This is a genomic window from Kitasatospora sp. NPDC058063 (genome assembly GCF_042885395.1).
In the GTDB taxonomy this organism is placed as follows: Bacteria; Actinomycetota; Actinomycetes; order Streptomycetales; family Streptomycetaceae; genus Kitasatospora; species Kitasatospora lactacystinica.
In genome coordinates, this window is record NZ_JBHVSD010000042.1 from 17,557 (window position 1) to 39,024 (window position 21,468).

Consider the following 21,468-nt stretch of genomic DNA (forward strand, 5'->3'; position numbering starts at 1 on the left):
ATGGACACCACCTCCCGCTACGCGATCACCCTCCCCGGCCCGCCCGGAAGCCACGGCCCACCAGAGGTCGTCCTGGTCCAGCCCACCGGCGAGGTCACAGCGGAGGGCCGCCCGGTGTACGCCGACGCAACCGGGAGCCTACGGGTAGAGATCATCGGCGACATCGCCCGACCGCTCACCGCCGGACCCGGACCCGGTCGTCATACCTGCCTCCACGCCACAGCGCTTCCTTGACCAGCGGCGAGGTGCTGCGAGGGGGGCGTCGAATGGGCGGGCGGACGCCATCCGGTGGCCTCGCTGAGGCCGGGCAGGTGGCGCCGCACGCGAGGCCGGCCCGCCCAGGAGCGGGCAGGCATCGCCGTCCCGCGTATCCCCGCCTTCCGCGAAGGTACGCCGGGCGACGAGCAGAACAGATGTCAGGACTCGTCGGCGCCAAGCCGACGGGGCCGGCCGGGTTCGGCGGTGGTCGCGTCGCCCTGTTTTTCGGTGGGCACCGTGTCCTCCTCGGGACCGTTCCCCTCCGCTCCGGTGACTCCCGGCAGACGGGGGTCCCGGCGCTCGTCGGGTTCCTCCGCTTCGTGGTGCAGCGGCACGCCTCCTGCACCGCCCTGGGGGATGTCGTTCACTGCTGCCTCCCGGTCTCGTGACGTGTTCACCGATCGCTGCGCGGGTGCCCAGCCCGCGACGACGTAACCGCACCATCGACGGCGAACCCGCCGGGTGCCGGCCCGGGCAGCCGGGGCAGACGCGGCGCGTGAGTTCGATCGAACGGAGCGTGGCGACCCCCGGCCCCTGGATCTCGACGCTACGCGGCGCGGCGGTAGCGTCGCCGATCGCTTCGCGTGCCTTCTCGAACGACCGCGCGACTCGGTGGACGTACCGCCGGAGCGTGAAGGCAGGGTCTTCGTGACCGAGGAGATCGGCCAACGTGTCAGGGCAGCGTCGTTCAGGGGATCTGCCCGACATGATGCCGCTTCAGGCGGCGGACGTGACTGTGGCGTTCGCGGACGAGGCATGAGCGGAGACAGGCATGGCCTCCGGGTGATCATGAGGTGGCGAAGCCCTGATCACCACGAGGGAGGACCGTGTCTGCCCGCTCGTCATCGCCCGTCCCCGCCGGCCTGGACCAGCTCGCCACCACCCGGCCTGTCGAGCCCGGGGAACACCCACAGCTGCTGGGCGCCTCGCGGCGGTGCCTGATCCGCGCCGGGCCAAGGGCCGCCGCCACCCCGTCGCCTTCGTCCTCGCGCTCGCCGCGTGCGCGGTGCTGGCCGGCGCGAAGTCCCTGGCCGCGATCGCGGAGTGGCCGCCGACGCGCCGCCCGCCTTGCTGACCGCTCTTGGCGCCACCGTCACGTGATCAAACCGGACAGACCCTCTGAGTCCACCGCCCTGGGGCGGATGCGACCGCCGGGAGACTGCACATGATCGACGCAGGAACGGCCGCGCGGCCCGGGCGGTGGAGCCGACTCAGGAGGTCGCTGCGGGAACGAGGTGGTCGAGTCCCTGCGCGCTGCTCGTCGCGGCCTTGATCGAGCGCGGCAGCATGATGCTCTCGTAGGCGCGGACGGCGTCGTCGATGCTGGGTTCGGTGACGAGGGCGTGGGCGAGGTCGGAGCCGTCGAGCATGGCGAGATTGGCGCCGAGCCCGACCGGGGGCATCAGGTGCGCGGCATCGCCGAGCAGCGTGACGCCGGGAACGTGCTGCCAGGTGTGCGGGGCGGGCAGGATGAACAGGGGCCGGTTGATGAACCCGCTGTCGCTGTTGCGCAGCATGTAGCGCAGGCTCTCGTCCCAGCTGTCGAACGTCTTCAGCAGGTGCGCGCGTACGGCCCGCTGGTCGCCGAGGTCGATACCGGCGGCCATGTGCCAGTCCTGCGGCGTGCGGAGCGCGATGTAGGCGCGGATGTGGCCGTTGCTGTTGCGCTGGGCGACCAGGGACCTGCCGGCGCCCTTCGCCAGCATCGATCCGTTGCCGACCAGCCGCGCGAGGTCGGGGTGGCGGGTGTCGCAGTGGTCGAATCCGGTCTCGACGAAGGTGACGCCGGTGTAGCGGGGTACGGCGTGCGACAGGGCCGGGCGGACGCGCGACCAGGCGCCGTCGGCGCCGATCACCAGGTCGAAGTCCTCGGCGGCGCCGTCAGCGAAGAGCAGCCGGCAGGTGCCGTCCGGGAGCGGGGTGACTCCGGTGACGGCGTGGTCCCACCGCACCGTGCCCTCGGTGATCGAGTCCAGGAGCAGTTCGCGCAGTTGGCCACGGTCGATCTCGGGTCGGCCGCCTGCGGCGGCCGGCCCTTGATGCGCCAGGAGGGCGGCGGTGGCGAAGTCGAGCACGCGCCACTCCTCTCCTTCGGGGCGGGAGAGGGCTTGGAATCGGTCGAGGAGCCCCGCCGTCCGCAGGGCGGCCTGACCGGTTTCGGCGTGCAGGTCGAGGGTGCCGCCCTGCGGGCGGGCGGCGGCGGAGGCGTCGCGTTCGAAGACGGTGACGGAGCGGCCGTGTTGCTGCAGGACTCGGGCGCAGGTGAGGCCGCCGAGGCCGGCGCCGACAATCGCGATGCGGGGATCACGAGCAGGGCTCATGGGAGTGCCCTTCGGGAGGTGGGTGAGCCGCCGGGAGGTCCGGCCTCACCAAGAAAGCACACTCACCAAATAAGTGCAACGACTCAACTTTTGCAGTCGATTCACCCTGGGGTACGGTATGCGAGTGACCGAACCGACCGGGCGCCGCGAGCGCAAGAAGGCCCAGACCCGCCAGTCCCTGGCCGACGCCGCACTCGAGCTCTTCCTCGACCGCGGCTACGACCAGGTCGGCGTCAAGGACGTCGCCGACGCCGCCGACGTCTCGGTGACCACCCTGTTCAAGCACTTCTCCGGCAAGGAAGCCCTGGTCTTCGACCAGGAGGACGACCTGGAGGCGGCGCTTGTTGCCGCCGTGCGCGACCGCACCCCCGGCACGTCGATCCCGCACGCTCTGCGCGAGCACATCCTGCTCAAGCAGACCCAGCTCGCCGTCCATGCCACGGACCCGCGGTTCGCCGACTTCACGCGCATGGTGCAGGAGACCCCCGCGCTACGCGACTACGCCCACCGCATGTGGACGCGCCACGAAGAGGCCCTGGCGCGGGCCATCGCGGAGGACGTCGGCGCCCCCGAGGGCGACGTCAGCTGCGCCGCCCTGGCTCATTTCGCCCTTGAGGCCCGCGGCTTCATCCTGCGGCACGCCGAGCCGCACCGCGCGGCCGACGAGGCCTTCGCATTGCTCGAACACGGCTGGGCGGCCTCCCACCCGAGCAGATGACCCGCTCTGCGCGGAGCCCTGGTGTGCGTGGACGTGTTGCCGCCCTCGCAGGTTCAATCTGAGTAACTGGGCTTCCGCGCAAGCCACCTGAACCGGCATCCAGCCGGACAAAACCTCTGAACGACACCGCCCTCGGTTCGACCGGCACTCATTTGAATGCGATTGGGGGTCGGTTGACCTCGAAGCGGTCGAATCCGCCATCGTTCCTGAGCTTCGCCGGACATCGCCTGGCAAGGTCGGGGCCTCGGGGGCGAGTGAATGTCGCCTCGGAGACCGTGATGGTCGGGGTGGGCCCGTGAGTGGTTGTCGGTCAGACTTGCTCGCGATCGATGTGGGCAAGGTCGGCGGGCAGCGGGGGTGGGAAGAGGCTCTGATCGCGCAGTGCCCGGCGGGCGGCGAGGAGGTCGCTCCGGTCCGCCTGTGCGACCTGCTCCAGCTGGGCGGCGGCGGTGTCGGTCCGCTCGTAGTCGTCCGGCGGTGCGAGCTGGGCGTCCCGACGCCGTTCGGCGGCCATCCGGGTGGACAGCAGTGCTGTGCGGACGAGCCGGTCATGGCGGCGGAAGGCGTCAAGGATGGCCTGGGGCGAACCGGCTTCCGGGGTCTCGGGAAGGGCCGCACGATCCTCCCCGGTGAACCAGGCAACTGCCTCCCATGGAGTGGACTCCGAAAGGGGCGTCGGCCGGGTCGTCGGCCCCTGGCCGAGCGGCAGGATCAGGCTGACCGGTGGCATTTCCAATGCGCGTGCCAAGATGAGGAGTTCTGCGGGAGCCGGCCCGCTCCGGGCGCCGGACTCCAGCTTGGCGATCACCTGCCGGGTCAGTGGATAGCCGAGGTCGGCACAGCGGGCCCCCAGGGCTTCGGCAGACAGTCCCAGCTCTGCGCGCCGGCGTTTGATCTCGCGAGCGATGGCCGCGTCTACGACGGTCGTGAAGGCCGAGGAAGCCGGCTCGCCGCACATCGGCGGCAGGCCGCCGTACGGCTACCGGATCGAAGGGAAGGGCCTCAAGGGCTCTTACGCCTGGCGGAACAGGACGAGATTCTGGGCCTTCTCGACGTGAAGGTCACCGTCGAGGGTCCCGTGCCCCTTCGCCGCGGTGGCGCGCGGTGCACCGTTCAGAAGTGGTACCAATCGGCACACCTGGATGTTCCGGCTGCTGACCTTTCCGAGGAGCAATGGGAGTTGGTGCGCCACCTGCTTCCGCAGGGGTATCGCGACCGCGTCCGCCGCTCCGTCGACGCCATCTTCGCGAAGGCCCGGACGGGACTCCCGTGGCCGCACCTTCGCGGGAAGTACGGCTCGACGAGCACCGCGTCGAAATATTTCACCGAGTGGGCTGAGGATGGGACTTGGGCCGAACTGAATAGCGTACTCGCGGACGTGGAGCGCGTGCCGACCCCTGCTCTCGATCTCACGCCGCCAACGCGAATCGAAGGGCGCGTCGATCCCCGCGTGATCCTGATCCCCGGCGAACGATCCCGAACGGGATCGTGACGATGAGTACGCAGCAGATGATTCCGGCGAGCGTGTAGGCAAGCGCCATCCAAATGCCGCAGAAAATAAACCAGATGACATTGAATCAGCCGTTCCGGCGCATGTGGTGGGCGCCGGCCTGCCAGTCACGCGGCGTTATGCCGTAGGCCGCGCGGAAGGCGCGGGTGAAGTGGCTGGAGTTGGCGAAGCCCCAGCGCCGGGCGATCCCCGCCACCCCGAGCTCTCCCGCCATCGGCCGGAGCAGGTCCCGGTGGCAGCGCTCCAACCGCTGGGTCCGGATCCACCCGCCGACCGTGGTGCCCCCCTCCTGCTGGAACAGCTTGTGGAGGAAGCGGACGGACATGAAGTTCGCCGCCGCGATCGTGGACGGTGACAGGTCCGGATCGCGGAGGTTGCGCAGGATGTACTCCTTGACCCGCTCGAAGGAGGCCGCTGTCCGTGAACCCTGCGGCCGGGCGCGCCCGGCCCGGTCGTCGACGAACAGCGCCAGCAGGTCGAGTGCCGTGGCCGCGGCCCGGCGCCCGACGGCCTCGTCCAGCTCCGCCGCCTCGTGCGCCATCCTCGACAGGTAGTCCGTCAGCAGCGCGGCGCTGCCCTCGGCGCCGCTGAACGCCGTGGCGGTGAGTGCCCGCAGGTCCTTCTCCCGCACATCCAGGTCGGCGCGGGCGAAGTGGAAGGAGGTGAAGACGAACTCCTCCTCCATCCTCGTCCGGAAGACCCGCGAGGTGTCGGTGATGGAGAACCCGCCGGGCCGGATGAGCGTCTCCCTGTCGTCCTGCTCCTTGAGGGCGGTGCCCCGTTCCTGGAGGCTGAGGACGAGCGTCGGCGAGTCGCCGTCGGCAATCAGGTGCCTGCGGCGGGTCGCCATCTGGGGCCCGGCCTGGACCCTGGAGATCCGCAGGCAACCCAGTCGGTCGCCGACGATCTCCCCGGGCGACGGCTCCTCCTCCAGGAAGTCCACGGTCATCGGCACGAAGGTGCGGGACACGGCGTCCCGCCAGCTCTCCGCCCGGTCGGAGGCGGACAGCGACGCGGTGGAGAGAGATGCGGACATCGGCTTCCCCTCGGGTCGATCGGTCATCGGGACACCCGGCCCCGGGGGTCCCGCGGCTCGGACGGCCCGGTGCCGCCGCGGGTGTCGCGCCACTGGCTCGGTGAGATGCCGTACGAGGCACGGAAGAGCCGGCTGAAGTGGGCCGGATCGGTGAAGCCCCACCGCTGCGCCACGCCGGAGACCGTGCTGTCGCCGCTGTCCTCGCGGGAGAGGTCCTCGGCACTCGCCTGGAGCCGGCGGCGCTGGATCAGGCGGCTGACGGTGGTCCCCTCCCCTTCGAAGAGCTTGTGGAGGGAGCGAACGGACATGCGGTGCGCGGCCGCGATCGTCTGCGGCCCGAGCACCGGATCCTTGAGGTGCCGGTCCACGTAGGCGTGGATCTCCCAGATCCGGGTGTGGCGGGAGTCCGCCGCGGCCGGCGCGTCACGGGCGGCCTGCTCGGTGACGAGGATGGCCACCAGGTCGGCGAAGTTGCCCGCCAGCCGACCGGCGACGAATGCCGGGCAGTCATCGGCCGTCTCGACCAAGGCCAGCAGGGACTGCTTGACCAGGGCGGCCACCGGGCCGCCGGCGTCGGCCGCGGTGGCCGTCACCCGTTCCAGCTGCTCGTCGCGCACGCCGAAGGCCCGGCGGGGAAGCAGGCACACCCTGACGTCCACTCCGTGCGGGTAGTCGACCACATGGGGGGTCTCCGTGTACCAGAAGGAAACCGCTCCCGCGGGGACCTCGACCGTCCGGCCGTCCTGTTGCACCACGGCACCGGTGGCCCCCATGACGGCGACCACGACGTACCCCTCGGCCTGCCGGGTGCCGCGGGCGATCTCCCGCAGGCCGCGGGTGAAGCGGCAAGGGCCGGCGTGGGTCGTGATGAAGAGCAGGTGTCCCAGCTGCCGGGTCGTCATCCGGCCCGGGGCCGACGCAGGCTCGTACGGGGCGACCGTCACGGGCATGGCGGCGATGGAGGCGGCCCGGCTCCAGCGATGACCGGTGCTCCCGTCCTTCGGGAACCCGGCCGGGTCGGTCACGGATGTCATGGGTCCTCTCCCTCCGCTCGGCACGGCATCCAGCATGGAACACGGGATGACTTACGTCGGCGGCCGAATGACTGTGAAGCGACTGCGGGTGGTGTGTCGCCGGACACATGACTCTCAGCGCATTCCAACCGTGCAATGCGTGCACCTACACTGCAACGGTCCAGGTCAGAGCACTGGCTTAGGCGCAGAGGAAGATCGGATGTCAGGCACCACACTGTTCGGCCGGGACGAGGAGCTGGCGGCCGTCGACGCACTGGTCGACGCCCTGCCCGAGCGTGGCGACGCGCTGCTGATCCACGGGGCCCCCGGGATCGGCAGGTCCGCCCTCCTGGACCACGCCGCCGCCCGGGCGCGCGCCTGCGGATTCACCGTCCTCAGGGCCTCGGGTGTCCGGGCCGAGAGCGATCTGCCGTTCGCGGGGCTGCACCAGCTGACCCACACCGTGACGGACCTCGTCGCGCGCCTGCCCACCCCCCAGGCGCAGGCGCTGCTGGGGGCCTTCGGCATGGCGGAGCCGTCCCCCGGTGCCTCCGGGCCCCAGCTCTTCGTGCTGTCCCTGGCCACCCTCGGCCTGCTCGGCGCGGCGGCCGCCGAAGCCCCCGTTCTGATGGTCGTGGACGACGCCCAGTGGCTGGACGGGCCGACCCTGGACGTCCTCGCGTTCGTCGCACGCCGCGTCGGCGCCGAATCCGTCGGCCTGCTCGTCGCCGTCCGCGAGGACCGTACGGTGTGGCGGGGCACCCCCGGCATCCGCGAACTGCACCTCGCGCCCCTGGCGCCGGTCGCGGCCGACGCCCTGCTGGACGCCCGCCACCCCGCTCTCGCCCCGGGGACGCGCCGCCGGGTGGCGGAACTGTCGGTCGGCAACCCCCTCGCACTGACCGAGCTCCCGCTCACCCTGGGGGCGGACGGGGCACCCGCGGACTCCAGGGTGCTGCCGGAGCTTGCGCTCACCACCCGGCTGGAGCGCGCCTTCTCCGTTTCGCTGGCCGACCTTCCGCCCGGCACGCGGCACGCGCTGCTGGTCGCGGCCACCGCCGACGACGGCGCACTGACCGAGGTGCTCGCCGCGGCCTCGGCGCTGACGGGCACCGAGATCTCCGTACGGTCGCTGGAGCCGGCCATGGCCGCGGGTCTGGTGCGCGTCGACGGGTTCCGGATCGACTTCACCCACCCGCTGGTGCGCTCCGCCGTCCTGGGCTCGGCCCCGCTCGCGGACCGGCTCGCCGCCCACGACGCGCTGGCCCGCACCCTCCAGGGACAGCCCGACCGGCAGGCGTGGCACCGGGCTGCGGCCGGCGGCCGTCCCGACGAAGCGGTGGCGCGGCAACTGGACCGGGCCGCGTTCAGCGCGAAGGAGCGCGGCGCCGCCGCGGCCGCCCTGACCGCGCTGGAACGCGCCACCGCGCTGAGCGAGGTGCCGTCGGGCAGTGTGGCCCGACTCCTCGGCGCCGCGGAGCTGCGCTTCGAACTCGGGCAGGCGGATCGCGTGTCGGAGCTGCTCCAGCAGGCCGAATCGCTGGGCCTTGACGCGCTGGAACGGGCCCGCGTGGTCCTGCTGCGCGAATGGCTGGAGTCGGAGTCCGACACGAGCACGTCCCGGATCCACCTGCTGGTCGCCACGGCCGAGCAGGCCGCCGAGGCCGGCGATCCCGACCTCGCGCTGCGGCTGCTGCGCGTGGCCGCGTGGCGGTGCTGGTGGGCGGACCCGGGGCGAGAGCTGCGGGAGCGCGTCGTGACGGCCGCCGAGCGGCTACCGGTGCCGGAACTCCACCCGGACCTGGTGTGCACGCTGGCGGGGGCCGCCCCGCTGGAGGCGTCGGCGACGGTGATCGACCGGCTGCGGCGCCTCGAGCGTGCGGGCGGGTACGACGTCGTGACCGCCGCCACGCTGGCCAACGCGGCCATCATGGTGAACGGGTTCGACCAGGTCACCGGATTCGCCCGCCACGCGGCGAACGGACTGCGTCGTCAGGGGCGCCGGGGCCCGCTGACCAAGACACTGGTGCTCCTCGCCCTCGCCACCGTGCACACCGTCGACTGGGAGACCGGACTCCCGGCGGCGGCCGAGGCCGCCCGGCTGGCCGAGGAGACCGCACAACCACGGTGGCTGACCGGTGCGCGGGTGGCGAAGGCCCAGTTCGCCGCGCTGCGCGGGGACCTGGACACCGCGCTGGTCGCGATCGGCGAGGCGGAGGGCCAGGGGCTGACCGTGGTCGACCCCTCCAAGCTCGCGTACATCCAGATCACCCGCGGCCTCATCGGCCTCGCCGCGGGCCATTTCGCCGAGGCGTTCTCCTGCGTCTGGCGGGTCTTCGACCCGGCCGATCCCTCCTACCACCCGTTCATGCAGACCATGGCCATCACCGAGTTGGCCGAGGCCGCCACCAGCGACGAGCAGCGCGCCATGGCGAAGGCCGCCCTGCGACAGCTCCTCACGTCCGCCGGGGCGAGCGAGGTCCAGATGATCCGGGTGAGCCTGGGATTCGCCCGGGCGCTGCTCGCCGACGACGAGCACGCCGAAGAGCACTTCCGGGCGGCGTTCGACCTGGACATGTCCCGAACCCCCTTCGTCCGTGCCCGGCTGATGCTCGCCTACGGCACCTGGCTCCGGCGCCGCCGCCGGGTGATGGAGGCCCGCACCCCGCTGCGGATCGCCCGGGAGTCCTTCGCGGCCATGGGCGTGGAGCCCTGGCGCGAGCGGGCGGCCCAGGAGCTCCGCTCGGCGGGCGAGGGCAGCAGGAGCCAAGGCCGCCCCGACCGGGACCTGCTCACGCCCCAGGAGGTCCAGATCGCCCGGCTGGCGGCGCAAGGGCTCTCCAACAAGGAGATAGGCCGGCAGCTGCACCTGTCGCCCCGCACGATCGGCACGCACCTGTACCGGACCTTCCCGAAGCTCGGGATCACCTCCCGCAGCCAGCTGAGCGAGAAGCTGGGCGCGGACTGAGCCCGACCCGTTCGCGGGGATGTTCCGGTGGTGCACGGCGACGTGACAACCTGTGCACCTTGCGGCCGCCGGGCCGGCCGGGAAGGGGGTTCGTCGTGGCCGTGCCCGGTCTCGGCGAGGGGTGCGGTCAGGCGGTTCCACCGACCGCCGTCGCTCCGGTTCATGTGGCCTAACTCCTGTGTCCTGCAGGCTATTCGGTCTTCAACCCGAGGTGTTTTCAAGGCCTTCTCCGAGGAGCGGGTGCCACTCGGGACGAGCACCGTCCGGGTCGGGCGGAGCCGACGGAACCTCGGTTTGTTGAACGTTTGTCCAGTCGTTCCGCTCCTTGTATGAATGGCGCCAGAAGAACGTCCTCCCCTGAGCGCCCCGTTGCCGGCCCCGCCGCCCCGCCGTCCGGCGAGCCGCCCCCGCCGGCATCCGCACAGCACCACTTCCAACCGGTCGGAGTCCCCCGTGAACCAGTCGGGTCCCTCGCCCATGCTCGAAACCCCCACGCCCGAAGCCGAAACCCACCTGCTCGACCAGGCCGCGCGCGGCGGGGGCAACGGCTGCATCGACATCCTCTCCCCGCCGCCCGGAACCGACCCCGAGGACTGTCTCTACGTCGCCCTGCACGTCCGCGGTGCGGCCTCCGTCCGACGCGGCGGTGTCAGCAGCGTGCTGGCGCCGGGGGACCTGCTGATCAGCGCCACCCCGTACCCGGCGGGCCTGTTGCAGGACTCCGAGTGCCGGATGGTCCGCTTCCGTGTCCCCTGCTTCTACCTGGACGTCCGGCAGGGCGACGTCCGGCGCGCGGGTGGGCTGGTGGCGCGCGGGAACAAGGGGATCGGTTCGCTCGCGTTCCAGTTCCTCCACGCCCTGGCCACCCAGGCGCGGGACCACCGGGCCCGGCGGGACCACCTCCTCGCGCTCAGCGCCTCCGACATCGTCGCCATCCTGGTGGCCGAGCTGCTCGACCGGAAGGACCCGGAACACCCCAACGGCGCGGCCGAGCTGCTGTCCCGGATCCGCGCCCACATCGAGCAGAACCTCGCCGACCCGAACCTCTCGCCCGGATCGATCGCCCGCTCGCAGCACATCTCGGTGCGCTACCTCCACAAGCTCTTCCAGCAGGACGGAATGACCGTGGGCCAGTGGGTGCGACGGCGTCGGCTGGACGCCTGCCGTCGGGAACTGGGGCGCCCGTCCCGCCGGCAGGCCAGTGTGGCCGCCGTCGCGCACCGCTGGGGCTTCGTCAGCCACTCCCATTTCAGCCGGGCGTTCCGCGACGCCTTCGGAATCTCGCCCCGTGAGTGGCAGGCCTACGCCGCCCGGACCGAGGGCAACCACCGCGCGTCCTGATCGCGGACGGCCGCGGTCGGGGGAGCGCGGCCGGCCGGACCGGGCCCGCCGACCGCTTCAGTGCGCTGCAGGGCCACTGGTCATGCGCTGCGGAAGTCCTTCGCGCACCGTCGGTTGCCTAGGTTTCGCCGGGTGGCCCCGTCGGGCCGCGATCAGTCAGTGGAAAGGCAACAGCCCATGCAGTTCGGGATATTCAGCGTCGGCGACGTGACGGTCGATCCGACCACGGGACGGGCGCCGAGCGAGCGCGAGCGGATCAAGGCGATGCTGGCGATCGCGCTCAAGGCCGAGGAGGTCGGCCTGGACGTCTTCGCCATGGGCGAGCACCACAACCCGCCGTTCGTCCCGTCCTCGCCGACGACCATGCTCGGCTGGATCGCCGCGAAGACCGAGCGGATCGTCCTGTCCACCGCGACCACGCTGATCACCACCAACGACCCGGTGAAGATCGCCGAGGACTACGCGATGCTGCAGCACGTCGCCGACGGCCGCGTCGACCTGATGCTCGGCCGCGGGAACACCGGCCCGGTCTACCCGTGGTTCGGCCAGGACATCCGCCAGGGCATCCCGCTCGCGGTCGAGAACTACGCGCTGCTGCACCGGCTCTGGCGCGAGGACGTGGTCGACTGGGAAGGCCGCTTCCGCACCCCGCTGCAGGCCTTCACCGCCACGCCGCGCCCGCTGGACGGCGTGCCGCCGTTCGTCTGGCACGGCTCGATCCGCAGCCCCGAGATCGCCGAGCAGGCCGCGTACTACGGCGACGGCTTCTTCCACAACAACATCTTCTGGCCGCAGGACCACACCCGGCGGATGGTCGAGCTCTACCGCGAGCGCTACGCGCACCACGGCCACGGCACGCCCGAGCAGGCGATCGTCGGCCTCGGCGGGCAGGTGTTCATGCGGAAGAACTCCCAGGACGCGGTGCGCGAGTTCCGTCCGTACTTCGACAACGCGCCGGTCTACGGGCACGGGCCCTCGCTGGAGGAGTTCACCGAGCAGACCCCGCTGACCGTGGGCAGTCCCCAGGAGGTCATCGAGCGCACCCTCGGCTTCCGCGAGGCCGTCGGCGACTACCAGCGCCAGCTGTTCCTGATGGACCACGCCGGCCTGCCGCTGAAGACGGTGCTCGAGCAGCTCGACATCCTCGGCGAGGAGGTCGTGCCCGTCCTGCGCGAGGAGTTCGCCAAGGGCCGGCCCGCGACCGTCCCCTACGCCCCCACCCACGCCACGCTCCGGGACGCCGTCCCCGCTGCCTCCTGACCAGGATGGAGTCCCCCATGGAACCGAACTCGCCGATCACCCTCGCCGTGATCTCGGGCGGGCTCAGCCTGCCCTCCTCCACCCGCCTGCTGGCGGACCGTCTCGCCGAGGCCACCTCCGCCCACCTGGCCGACACCGGCCGTGAAGTCCGGGTGCGCCTGCACGAGTTGCGCCCGCTGGCCACCCCCATCGCGCACCACCTGCTCTCCGGCTTTCCTTCGCAGGCACTCGGCGACGTCCTGGAGGAGGTGGGCACGGCCGACGCGCTGATCGCCGTGTCCCCGATCTTCTCCGCGTCCTACAGCGGCCTGTTCAAGTCGTTCTTCGACCTGCTCGACCCCGGCGCCCTGGCGGGCAAGCCGGTGCTGATCGGCGCGACCGGCGGCACCGCGCGCCACTCGCTGGCCCTGGAGCACGCGCTGCGCCCGCTCTTCGCCTACCAGCGCGCCTTGGTGGCCCCGACCGCCGTCTTCGCGGCCTCCGAGGACTGGGGCGGGGCGGGCGACGCGCGCACCGACAGCCTGCCGGCGCGGATCGAACGGGCCGGGGGAGAGCTCGCGGCGCTGACCCGCGCGGCCCTGGCGAATCCGCGGCCCGCCGACCGGCCGGCGGTGACGCCCTCCGCGCTCGGCTTCCACTGACCCGACGCACGCCGGTCCCCCCGCGCCTGCGAGTCGGCGCGGCCTTGCGTCCGGGGCGTCGCCTCGTCGCGCCCGCGTTGTCGCGTTCTCGTGCCCGTCGTCGTCCGACTCCCGCCGTCACCTTCGCGACGGCGGGAGTGTCGGCGCCCGGTGCGTTCCACCCGGCCGGACCGGTCCGGGACGCAGTCCCGGGTAGGGGTCCGGGTGGCGTCAACGCTCCGTGAGGATTGTCCGGGTGTGTCGCGACGGACTGTCGGATATCGCTTTTCCCTTGGTGGCGGCGCCCGGTGGCGGGGTGCCGATGACGGAGGACTCGTCGTGGGCGAACCGGTGAACTCACGGTTCCCCCGGCTCTGCCGGGCCGGCGGTCGAAAAGCGGGCTGGGGGAATCATCCGTATCGGTGCGAACCGGTGCGCGCGCGGTGGCCGGCGGGTGCGGGTGACGGTCCGCCGTCCCGGCCGCTGCCTGCGCGGGGCCGGTCCCGGATGCGGCCGGACGGGTTCGGGGTCGGTGCGCTCCGTTGTCGCGGGCGGAAAGTTCGTGCGTGAAACGTGATAAAAGCGGCTGGATCAAGCTCTGCCACAAACGTGATCGCGCCGTTTTCCGCGCGGTGAGTCGGTTCGTGTCGCTACTGGGTGAGGATCGGACCGGGACGGGAACGTCACGGTATTCCCGCGGAAATGCGGATCCGGTGGCCCCGGGCGGCGATGCCCGGGCGGGGGAGGCGGGCCCGGGCCGGCGCCGCGGGTGGACAGGACGAAGGGACGGGATCGGATGCTCCTGGAGCGCGACGAGGTTCTTGGCATGACTGCGACAGCAGCGGCGGCCGTACGGGCGGGCAGCGGGCGCTCGGTCCTGCTCTCGGCGCCCGTGGCCGGCCGGGGGCGGACCGCCGCGTTGGAGGCGATCGTCCGGCAGCAGGCCGACGGCGACGCCATGCGCGTCGGACGGGCACGCGGCGTACCGGAGGAGACGGCGTTCCCGTTCGGCCTGGTCCGGCAGCTCTTCGCGGACGACGAGGCCGTTCCCTTCTCGGCACCGGGCGGACCGGACGAACAGCGGCTGTTCCACCGGCTGGTGACGCGCCTGGCCCGGTCGGCCGCCGAGCAGCCGGCGCTGCTGGCGGTGGACGACCTCCACCACGCCGACGAGCCGTCCCGGCGCTGGATCGGCTACCTCGCCCGCCGCATCGCCGACATCCCCGTCCTGCTGGTGGCCACCGAGTGCGCCGACCGGTCCGGTCCGGCCGCCTTCCCGCCCGCCACGGGCGTGTCCGTCGCCCTGCACCCGCTCAGCGTGTCGGCGGTCATCCGCATCGCCCGAGCCGCGGGCCTGGAGCAGAAGGCCGTTGTGACCTGCGTCGAGGCGGGTGTCGGCAACCCGGCCCTGGTGCGGGCGCTGGTCGCCGACCTCGGTGACGGGCCGCTCCCTCGCCCGCCGTCCGCCCGGTCGCACAGCCGCTACCGCGACACGATCGCCGACTGGCTGCGGAGGGCGGACCCCTGCCTGCGCCACGCCTGCCTCGCCGTCGTCGTCGCGGCCGAGGAGGGGATGCCGGCCGGCCCCGGCCTCCTCCGCCGGCTCTCCGGCCTCTGCACGTCCCGGCGTCCCCCGGGCGAGCGGTCGGTGCGCCGCCTGAGCAGGCTGCTGAGCCACCCCCTCGCGAGGGAGGCCGTGCTCGCCGCCGCCGAGCCGGAGGAGGTCGCCGAACTCCACACGCGCATGGCGGAACTGCTCGACGAGAGCGGTGCGCCGGCGACGGCCGTGGCCTCCCGGCTCCTGCGGGTGGACCGGCCCAGCGAGGTGTGGATGGCCCGCTCGCTGGCCGACGCCGCCGAGGAGGCGATGCGCGCCGGCCAGGTCGCGGAGTCCGCCGCGTATCTGCGCCACGCGCTGAGCGGCCCGCTCGATCCCGACCGGCGTGCCGCCCTCTGCCTGCGCCTCGGCGCCCTGGAGCTTCCGAACAACGCGACCGCCGGCATCCGCAGGCTCCACACCGGGCTGGAACTGCACACCGATCTGCGGGAGCGGGCGACCGCGGCGACCGCCCTGAGCGCGGCCCTCGTCGCGGGCCGGGATCCCGACACCGCGCTGCGGGTCCTTCACCAGGTGAGCCGTGCCGCCGACGACGACGAGCTCGTCCAGGTGCTGCAGGCCCTCGGCGGGCTCGTCTCCTCCCACGACAGCGACGCCTGGCGCGGCGCCGTCGCGGGCCTGCGCGCGCTGGCCCCGACGGTGCCCCCGGCCATCGAGCCGCTGGTGTGCGGACTGATCACCGAGTACGAAGCCGGGGCCGGCCTCCGTTCGGCGGCCGAGGTGCTCGCCCGGGTCCGGCCGCGCCTGGCGGTGCCGGTGGACCCGCGGCTGCGGACCGCCTGGCTCGGCAGCGCGGCCACCCTGCTGCAGTGGGCGGACCGCCTGGAGGAGGCGCGTGAGCTGACCGGCCTGTGCCTGCCCGTCCCGCCCGTCCCCCCGGACCTGACGGACGTGGGTCTGCAGTGCCTGCTCAGCGTCCGGGCCGAGGCGGCGCTCTGGGCGGGGGAATTCGACCGCGTCATCGCGGAGAACGCCGCCCTGGTGGCGGCGACCGCGGGGCAGGGCGTGCGACTGCCGCATCTGGCGGCCATGGTGGCGACGGCCCTGTGCGAGACGGGCCGGCGCGCCGGGGCGTGGGAGGCCGCGGCCCTCGCCGGCCCGTCCGGCAGCGACAGGTCCTGGGAGTGGAACGAACTCAGCTACACCAGGGCCCTGCTGCACGCGGCGGACGGCGACTGGCAGGCCGCCCTCGACGACTACCTGCGCTGCGGAGCCGGCCAGAGCGCCCGTGACTTCGTCAGTCCGGTCGCCACACCGTGGCGTTCCGGGGCGGCGCTCGCCCTGGTGCGGCTCGGGCGGCGGGAGGAGGCGCGCGAACTCGCCGAGGAGGAGCTGCGCCACGCCCGGACCTGGGGCACCGCGCGTACCGTCGGCCGGGCGCTGCGGGCGTACGCCGCGACCGTGGGCGGCAGGCTGGCCCTGTGTTCGCTGACCGAGGGCGCCGAACTGCTCAGGCCGGCTTCCGCGCCCGTGGAACTCGTGGAGATCCTGGTCGATCTCGGCCGGGCCCACCTCGAAGCGGGCAACGGCCGCAAGGGCCGCGACACGCTGCGCGAGGCGCACGCCGTGGCCCGGCGACTGGCCGCGCCCGCTCCGGAGGCCGGGGGGCCGGCCGCCGTCGGCCGTCTCCTCGGCCTGACGCAGGAGGCGTTGCGCGAGGGCGGGGTGCGGAACAGGGACGGCGGACACGCCCTGACCCCCGCTGAACGGCGCGTGGCCGAACTGGCGGCGGCGGGGCACACCAACGCCCAGATCTCCTCCGCGCTCTGCCTCACCCGCCGCACCGTGGAGACGCACCTCACCAACGCCTACCGGAAGCTGCGGATCGCCCGGCGCACCCAGCTGGTGGCGGTGTTGGAGCGGTAGCGACCGGGTCCGGGGCCGCGGCGGACCGGGGACCGACCGCGCCGCCCCCGTCCGGGGTGCGGGGTGCACCCGGCCCGGACGGGGGCGGCGCCGGTTCATGCGGTGCGATCAGGACTTCGACAGGGTGAAGGAGACCGCGGCGTTGTCACCGCCGCCCCCCTGCCAGGTGCACTTGTACCCGGCCGGGGCGTCGCAGCTGTAGCTGTTGCTGCCGGTGTAGGGGTTGTTCCAGTGCACCTTCACCTTGTTCTGCTCCCCGAGCACGTCGAAGGTGACGTCGCCCTCCGTGCCGGTCATGAAGCCGTCCGACTCGCTCGCCCACTTCGCGGTGACACCGGACTGGACCATGGACGGGGGCATCCCGCCGTCGGACCAGATCCCCCACTGCAGGCTCGCGCCGGAGCGGGTGAGCAGCTTGCCGGAGTTGTTGGTCAGGTTGACGGAGGTGCTCCGGGCGGCGGAGAGGAGGCTGGGCGACTCCGCGGCGGCCGGGGACGCGGCGGCCAGGGACGCCCGCCCGATGCTGAACGTCACCGAGGTGTTGTCCCCGCTGCCGCCGCTCCGGGAACAGGTGTAGCCGTACGGGACGGAGCAGCTGTAGTCGTTGCTGCCCCAGTAGGGGTTGTTCCAGTGCAGCTTGACCTCGCCGCCGTCGGCGAGCGTGTACGTGATGTTCCCCTCGGTCCCGGTCGCGAAGCCGCAGGACTCGCTCTGCCAGCTGGAGGACTTGGTGTTGGGGACGTAGTCGGACGGCAGCATGTCGTTCGTCCAGCAGCCGTGGTCGAGCTTCTCCCACGTCTTGGTCAGGCCGGACCCGCTGTTGTTGGAGAGGGTGACCTTCGTGGAACGGTCCGCGGTGATCCGCGGCACGCTCGCCGACTCGCTCTCGGCGGCCGGGCGCTGCGCCGCGGACGCCTGCGGCCCGGTCTGTCCGGCCGCGGCCTGGGCGGACGGGGCGAGGGCGACCGCTCCGGCCGCCATCAGCAGGGCGGTGAGGGCGCCGGCGGCCGTGCGGCCCAGACCGGTGATGGACGTCGTACGCTGCATGGGTCTACCAACTCTCTTCGAGGCCGGGCGAGCGGACGTGTCTCACGCTCGCCTTGTTTCCGTCCGGAGGGCGTCTCGGCTCGATGCCGGCGCCGGGGGACTCACTGGATGTAGAGGTCCCACCGGTACGCGCCGTCGACCACGACCTGCTCGATCTTGTCCTTGATGGCGCTTCCGAGGCCGTAGAGCACCCAGTAGGCCGCCTGCGCCGCGACGAACGAGTCGTACCGGCCGGCGTAGTGCCAGATCTCGATCGCCTGCGTCGAGGTGCCTTCCTGGACGGCGGGCGTCGCGGCGGCGTGCGCCGGGGCGGGGGAGGCCGCGGCGGCGTAGGCCTGGGCGGTGCCGCCGACGAGAACCGCGGCGGCGAGAGCGGCGCAGAGCGAAGCCGCGCGAATTCGCCTGTTCATGACAAGTCCCTCCTGGTGTTCCACGTGAACGGCCGGTCACCCGTGGCGGATCGGTCCCGCCCCGGCCCGGCCGTGGGGTGCGGTGGTGGTCACAGACTGGCACGCGACCGCCACGCTCGGGCATCGTGGAAAACCGCGAACTTGGCACGGAGCGCGCCCAGGCCCACGGGCGCGGACGGGGCGCGGGTCGGTCGGCGTGGGCCGGGGCCTGTCCCGCACGACAGGCCCCGACGGCGGGACGGACGGTCAGGCCGCGGTGTCCAGCCGCCGGCGCTGCTCCTCGTCGAGGACGAGGTCCAACGCGGCCAGGCTCTCGTCCAGTTGGGCGACGGAGCCGACGCCGACGACCGGCACGGTCGGGACGGGATGGCCGATCAGCCAGGCGAGCACCACCTGGTTGACGGTGGCGCCGGTCTCCTCGGCCACCTCCGCCAGCGCGGCCAGCTGCGCCCGCGCCGCCGGCCATCCGTACTGCTCGGGCAGCGGCCGGTCGGGGCGGCAGTACGAGCCGCCGAGCAGCGGGGAGTAGGCGAGCAGTGTCAGCGCCGGCCGGGCCGCGAGGTGGGAGAGCAGGGCCTCGTCGGCGTGCCGCTGGATGCCGAAGTCCGCGCCGGGCCGCGGCCGCAGGTAGCTGTGGCGCTGCTGGACGTACCGGTAGCCGGGCCAACTCCGTTCGGCGGCGAGGTCGTTGGCGGCGGCCAGGTCGGCGGCGCGGTGGTTGCTGCAGCCGAGGGCGGTGACCTTGCCGTCGGCGACCAGCCCGGCGAAGGCGCCCATGGTCTCTTCGAGCGGCGTCGCCGGGTCGGTCACGTGCGCGTAGTACAGGTCCAGCCGGTCGGTGCCGAGGCGGCGCAGGCTGCCCTCCGCGGCCTCGCGCAGCGTGCGGGCGGACAGGCCCTCGACGTGTTCGGGGAAGGGCAGCCCGGGCACCGGGCGGGCGCCGGCCTTGGTGGCGAGCACCAGGTCGTCGCGGTTGCCGCGCCGCGCCAGCCAGCGGCCGAGCAGTTCCTCGCTCTCGTAGCCGTTCGCGCCGGGCGACCAGAAGGCGTAGTTGTTCGAAGTGTCGATGAACGTCCCGCCGGCTTCGGTGAACCGGTCGAGGATCGCCGTCGCGGTCCGCTCGTCGACGGTGGTGCCGAAGGTCATCGCGCCGAGACAGAGCGACCTGACGGGCCGTCCGTCGGGTCCGGGGCTGCGATCGCGCATCAGTCTTCCCTCCAGGGTGTCGTCCAAGGGGTCGCCGGTGGTGACCCGGTCACCGGAATCATGACGCGGCGCGGCCGCCGGGCGGCCGCCGGTCCACCTCGACCGGACGGTGGCTGCCCGGCGGCCGCATCCCGGCGGTCACCTCGCGGCCGCTCGGAGGTTCACTCGGCGCGGGGGAGGTAGGCCAGGCCGTGGGCGCCCGGGTCGGCGAGCTTGGGGACGGTCAGGCGGGAGACGGGGGTGAGGGTGGCCAGGTCGACGACGTCGACGGTGGAGGAGACGACGCTGGCGACGTAGGCGAGGCCGCCGTCCGGGGAGGAGGTGATGGTGAGGGGGAAGAGTCCCACCTCGACGGAGCCGAGGCGGCGGTGGTCGTCGGTGGCGAACACGGTGAGGCGGCCCGGGAGTTGGCGCCCCAGGGCGGAGTCGGGGGCGGGGGCCGGCCGGACCTCGCCGGCCAGGAGCAGGCCGGTCGGGGTGAGGTGGACCGGCAGGGCCGGGGAGTCCGTGGGGAGGACGGCCGTGACGGTCGCGGTCGGGACGTCGATGACGCGGATGCCCGGCGCCGCGGCGGGGGCGGCGGAGGTGGAGAGGTACGGGCCGGCGGCGTAGACCCGGGTGCCGTCGGGGGAGACGGCCAGGCCCTCGCTGCCGGGGACCTCCACCTTGGCGGTCAGCGTGCCCCGTTCGAGGTCCACCACCGAGACGAAGGGTGCCTCCTTGTTGGTGGCGAAGCCGGTCCGGCCGTCCGGGGAGACGGCGAACCAGTGCGGGCCGGGGGCGTCGGTGTCGATCCGGCCGAGCGGGCGGCGGGTCGCGGTGTCGATGACCACGACGCCGCCGGGGCGGTCCTCGCCGCCCTCCACGCTGACGTAGAGGCGGCCCCGGGCGGTGTCCAGTGCCAGCCCGTGCGGACCGTGCTCGGGGGCGAGGTCGATCACCTCGACGATCCGGCGGGTGTCCGCGTCGATGACGGTCAGCTCGGTGCGGCGGCCGCTGTTGGCGTGGTAGTAGCCCGAGTGGTACGCGCTGCTGCACCAGAGCAGCCGCTGGGTCGGGTCGAAGCACAACTCGTGCGGCTCGGCGAGGACTTGGATGGTGTCGAGGTGCCGGTCGGTGGCGGCGTCGAAGAACGAGACGGTCGGGCCGCTCTGGCTGACGACGGCGAGGACGTCGCCGGCGCGGGCGGCGCGGGAGGGCTGGGACACGAGGGCTCCGAGGGGTGGTCGTGGAGGGGCAGGTGATCACCTGTCACCTCCACCTTCGGGGGCCGGCGCCGGCAGGAACAATGCAAGGATCGGCATCGGATAGTTGCGCGGAACGCAAAGACACAGCTCAGGAGCGTGTGATCGATGGACCTCAACCTGCTGCGGGCCCTGGACGCCCTGCTCCAGGAGAACAGCGTGACCCGTGCGGCCGAGCGGCTCGGCACCTCGCCGGCCGCGGTCAGCCGGATGCTGGCCCGGCTGCGCCGCGCCGTCGAGGACCCGCTGCTGGTGCGCGCCGGGCAGGGGCTGGTCCCGACCCCGCGGGCGCTCGAACTGCGGGAGGAGGTCGGCGCGTTGCTGCGCGGCTGCGACAGCGTGCTGCGCCCCGGCGCCGGGTTCGACCCCGTGCACCTCGACCGCTCCTTCACGGTGCAGGCCGGAGAGCTGATGCTGGCGCGGACGGCCGGCGCGCTCGCCGAGCGGATGCGGGCCGAGGCGCCGCGGGTCGACGTGGTGTTCCTGCCGGAGACCCTGGAGGGCGGCCCGGCGCTGCGGCAGGGCCTGGTGGACGTCGAGCTCGGCGTGCTCGGCCACCTGGACCCCGAGGTCCGCACCCGTCGGCTGATGAGCGTCCCGCTGGTCGGTCTCGCCCGCGGCGGCCACCCGCTGCTCGACGGCCGTCGGATCACCGCCCGTCGCTTCGCCGCCGCCGACCACATCGGCGTCTCCCGGCGCGGCAAGCGCCTCGGCCCGATCGACACCGCGCTGGCCGCGCTCGGGCTGAAGCGCCGGGTGGCGGTCGTCGTGCCGAGCCACACCGGTGCGATGCTGCTGGCCCGGGACAGCGACCTGATCACCCTCGCCCCGGCGGACTGGCTGCCGGACACCATCGCCGCGCTGGGCCTGCGCACCTTCCCGATCCCGCTCGAACTCGCCCCGCTGGAGCTGGGGATGGCCTGGCACCCGCGCAATGCGGCCGATCCGGGCCACCGCTGGTTCCGCGAGCACGTGGCGGCGGCGGTGCTGGGCGCGGACCAGCACGCCACGGAGTGAACAGGAGAGCGGCCC

Annotated in this window: 18 protein-coding genes and 1 pseudogene; 10 read left to right on the forward strand and 9 right to left on the reverse strand. The window is 73.1% G+C overall.

Annotated features, from left to right (window positions below):
* Positions 1-234, forward strand: coding sequence for a DUF6296 family protein (locus tag ACFVUY_RS40685; protein WP_387688635.1), 234 nt, complete (start codon positions 1-3; stop codon positions 232-234).
* A 958-nt stretch (positions 235-1,192) separates the two neighbouring features.
* Positions 1,193-1,333, forward strand: a complete 141-nt coding sequence (locus ACFVUY_RS40690) for a transposase family protein (protein WP_387737052.1) — start codon at positions 1,193-1,195, stop codon at positions 1,331-1,333.
* 136 nt (positions 1,334-1,469) lie between these two features.
* Here ACFVUY_RS40690 and ACFVUY_RS40695 read toward each other — a convergent pair whose 3' ends face one another.
* Positions 1,470-2,579 (reverse strand): FAD-dependent oxidoreductase, encoded by a 1,110-nt coding sequence (locus ACFVUY_RS40695; protein WP_387737053.1) that lies wholly within the window; start codon positions 2,577-2,579, stop codon positions 1,470-1,472.
* 118 nt (positions 2,580-2,697) lie between these two features.
* Here ACFVUY_RS40695 and ACFVUY_RS40700 point away from each other — a divergent pair, with 118 nt between their 5' ends.
* On the forward strand, positions 2,698-3,297 hold the full coding sequence (locus ACFVUY_RS40700) for a TetR/AcrR family transcriptional regulator (RefSeq protein ID WP_387737054.1): 600 nt from the start codon (positions 2,698-2,700) through the stop codon (positions 3,295-3,297).
* A gap of 310 nt (positions 3,298-3,607) precedes the next feature.
* Here ACFVUY_RS40700 and ACFVUY_RS40705 read toward each other — a convergent pair whose 3' ends face one another.
* Positions 3,608-4,255 carry a helix-turn-helix transcriptional regulator gene (locus ACFVUY_RS40705; RefSeq protein WP_387737055.1) on the reverse strand — a complete coding sequence of 216 codons (648 nt, stop codon included), beginning with the start codon at positions 4,253-4,255 and terminating at the stop codon, positions 3,608-3,610.
* Positions 4,256-4,375: 120 nt separating this feature from the next.
* Here ACFVUY_RS40705 and ACFVUY_RS40710 point away from each other — a divergent pair, with 120 nt between their 5' ends.
* Positions 4,376-4,789, forward strand: coding sequence for a transposase (locus ACFVUY_RS40710; RefSeq protein WP_387737077.1), 414 nt, complete (start codon positions 4,376-4,378; stop codon positions 4,787-4,789).
* Here the strand turns inward: ACFVUY_RS40710 and ACFVUY_RS40715 are convergent.
* The 3 genes and pseudogenes from ACFVUY_RS40715 to ACFVUY_RS40725 form a co-directional block, all read right to left on the reverse strand.
* Positions 4,770-4,838: pseudogene (locus ACFVUY_RS40715) on the reverse strand (hypothetical protein); the annotation flags it as partial. The gene ACFVUY_RS40710 and the pseudogene ACFVUY_RS40715 sit on opposite strands and share 20 nt — an antisense overlap.
* Before the next feature lie 36 nt (positions 4,839-4,874).
* Positions 4,875-5,843, reverse strand: coding sequence for a helix-turn-helix domain-containing protein (locus ACFVUY_RS40720; RefSeq protein WP_387737056.1), 969 nt, complete (start codon positions 5,841-5,843; stop codon positions 4,875-4,877).
* Positions 5,844-5,866: 23 nt separating this feature from the next.
* On the reverse strand, positions 5,867-6,877 hold the full coding sequence (locus ACFVUY_RS40725) for a helix-turn-helix domain-containing protein (protein WP_387688619.1): 1,011 nt from the start codon (positions 6,875-6,877) through the stop codon (positions 5,867-5,869).
* Between the two features lie 199 nt (positions 6,878-7,076).
* Between ACFVUY_RS40725 and ACFVUY_RS40730 the strand changes: the two genes are divergently transcribed.
* The 5 genes from ACFVUY_RS40730 (at position 7,077) to ACFVUY_RS40750 (ending at position 16,529) form a co-directional block, all read left to right on the forward strand.
* Entirely contained in the window at positions 7,077-9,824 is a 2,748-nt protein-coding gene (locus tag ACFVUY_RS40730; protein WP_387737057.1) for an ATP-binding protein, read from the forward strand.
* A gap of 477 nt (positions 9,825-10,301) precedes the next feature.
* Positions 10,302-11,165 carry a helix-turn-helix domain-containing protein gene (locus ACFVUY_RS40735; RefSeq protein WP_387737058.1) on the forward strand — a complete coding sequence of 288 codons (864 nt, stop codon included), beginning with the start codon at positions 10,302-10,304 and terminating at the stop codon, positions 11,163-11,165.
* 177 nt (positions 11,166-11,342) lie between these two features.
* Entirely contained in the window at positions 11,343-12,425 is a 1,083-nt protein-coding gene (locus ACFVUY_RS40740; RefSeq protein ID WP_387737059.1) for an LLM class flavin-dependent oxidoreductase, read from the forward strand.
* Positions 12,426-12,442: 17 nt separating this feature from the next.
* Entirely contained in the window at positions 12,443-13,066 is a 624-nt protein-coding gene (locus ACFVUY_RS40745; protein ID WP_387737060.1) for an FMN reductase, read from the forward strand.
* Between the two features lie 775 nt (positions 13,067-13,841).
* Entirely contained in the window at positions 13,842-16,529 is a 2,688-nt protein-coding gene (locus ACFVUY_RS40750; RefSeq protein WP_387737061.1) for a LuxR C-terminal-related transcriptional regulator, read from the forward strand.
* Between the two features lie 108 nt (positions 16,530-16,637).
* On the opposite strand, the gene ACFVUY_RS40755 is transcribed toward ACFVUY_RS40750, so the two are convergent.
* From ACFVUY_RS40755 to ACFVUY_RS40770, 4 genes are all read right to left on the reverse strand, one after another.
* The gene (locus ACFVUY_RS40755) at positions 16,638-17,576 is read right to left on the reverse strand and encodes an aegerolysin family protein (RefSeq protein ID WP_387688607.1); all 939 of its coding nucleotides are present in this window, start codon (positions 17,574-17,576) and stop codon (positions 16,638-16,640) included.
* Between the two features lie 101 nt (positions 17,577-17,677).
* On the reverse strand, positions 17,678-17,986 hold the full coding sequence (locus tag ACFVUY_RS40760; RefSeq protein WP_387688605.1) for a hypothetical protein: 309 nt from the start codon (positions 17,984-17,986) through the stop codon (positions 17,678-17,680).
* A 246-nt stretch (positions 17,987-18,232) separates the two neighbouring features.
* Positions 18,233-19,192 carry an aldo/keto reductase gene (locus tag ACFVUY_RS40765; RefSeq protein WP_387737062.1) on the reverse strand — a complete coding sequence of 320 codons (960 nt, stop codon included), beginning with the start codon at positions 19,190-19,192 and terminating at the stop codon, positions 18,233-18,235.
* Positions 19,193-19,353: 161 nt separating this feature from the next.
* Positions 19,354-20,400 (reverse strand): YncE family protein, encoded by a 1,047-nt coding sequence (locus ACFVUY_RS40770; RefSeq protein ID WP_387737063.1) that lies wholly within the window; start codon positions 20,398-20,400, stop codon positions 19,354-19,356.
* Between the two features lie 144 nt (positions 20,401-20,544).
* Here ACFVUY_RS40770 and ACFVUY_RS40775 point away from each other — a divergent pair, with 144 nt between their 5' ends.
* Positions 20,545-21,453, forward strand: coding sequence for a LysR family transcriptional regulator (locus tag ACFVUY_RS40775; protein WP_387737064.1), 909 nt, complete (start codon positions 20,545-20,547; stop codon positions 21,451-21,453).
* The last annotated feature ends 15 nt before the right edge of the window (positions 21,454-21,468 follow it).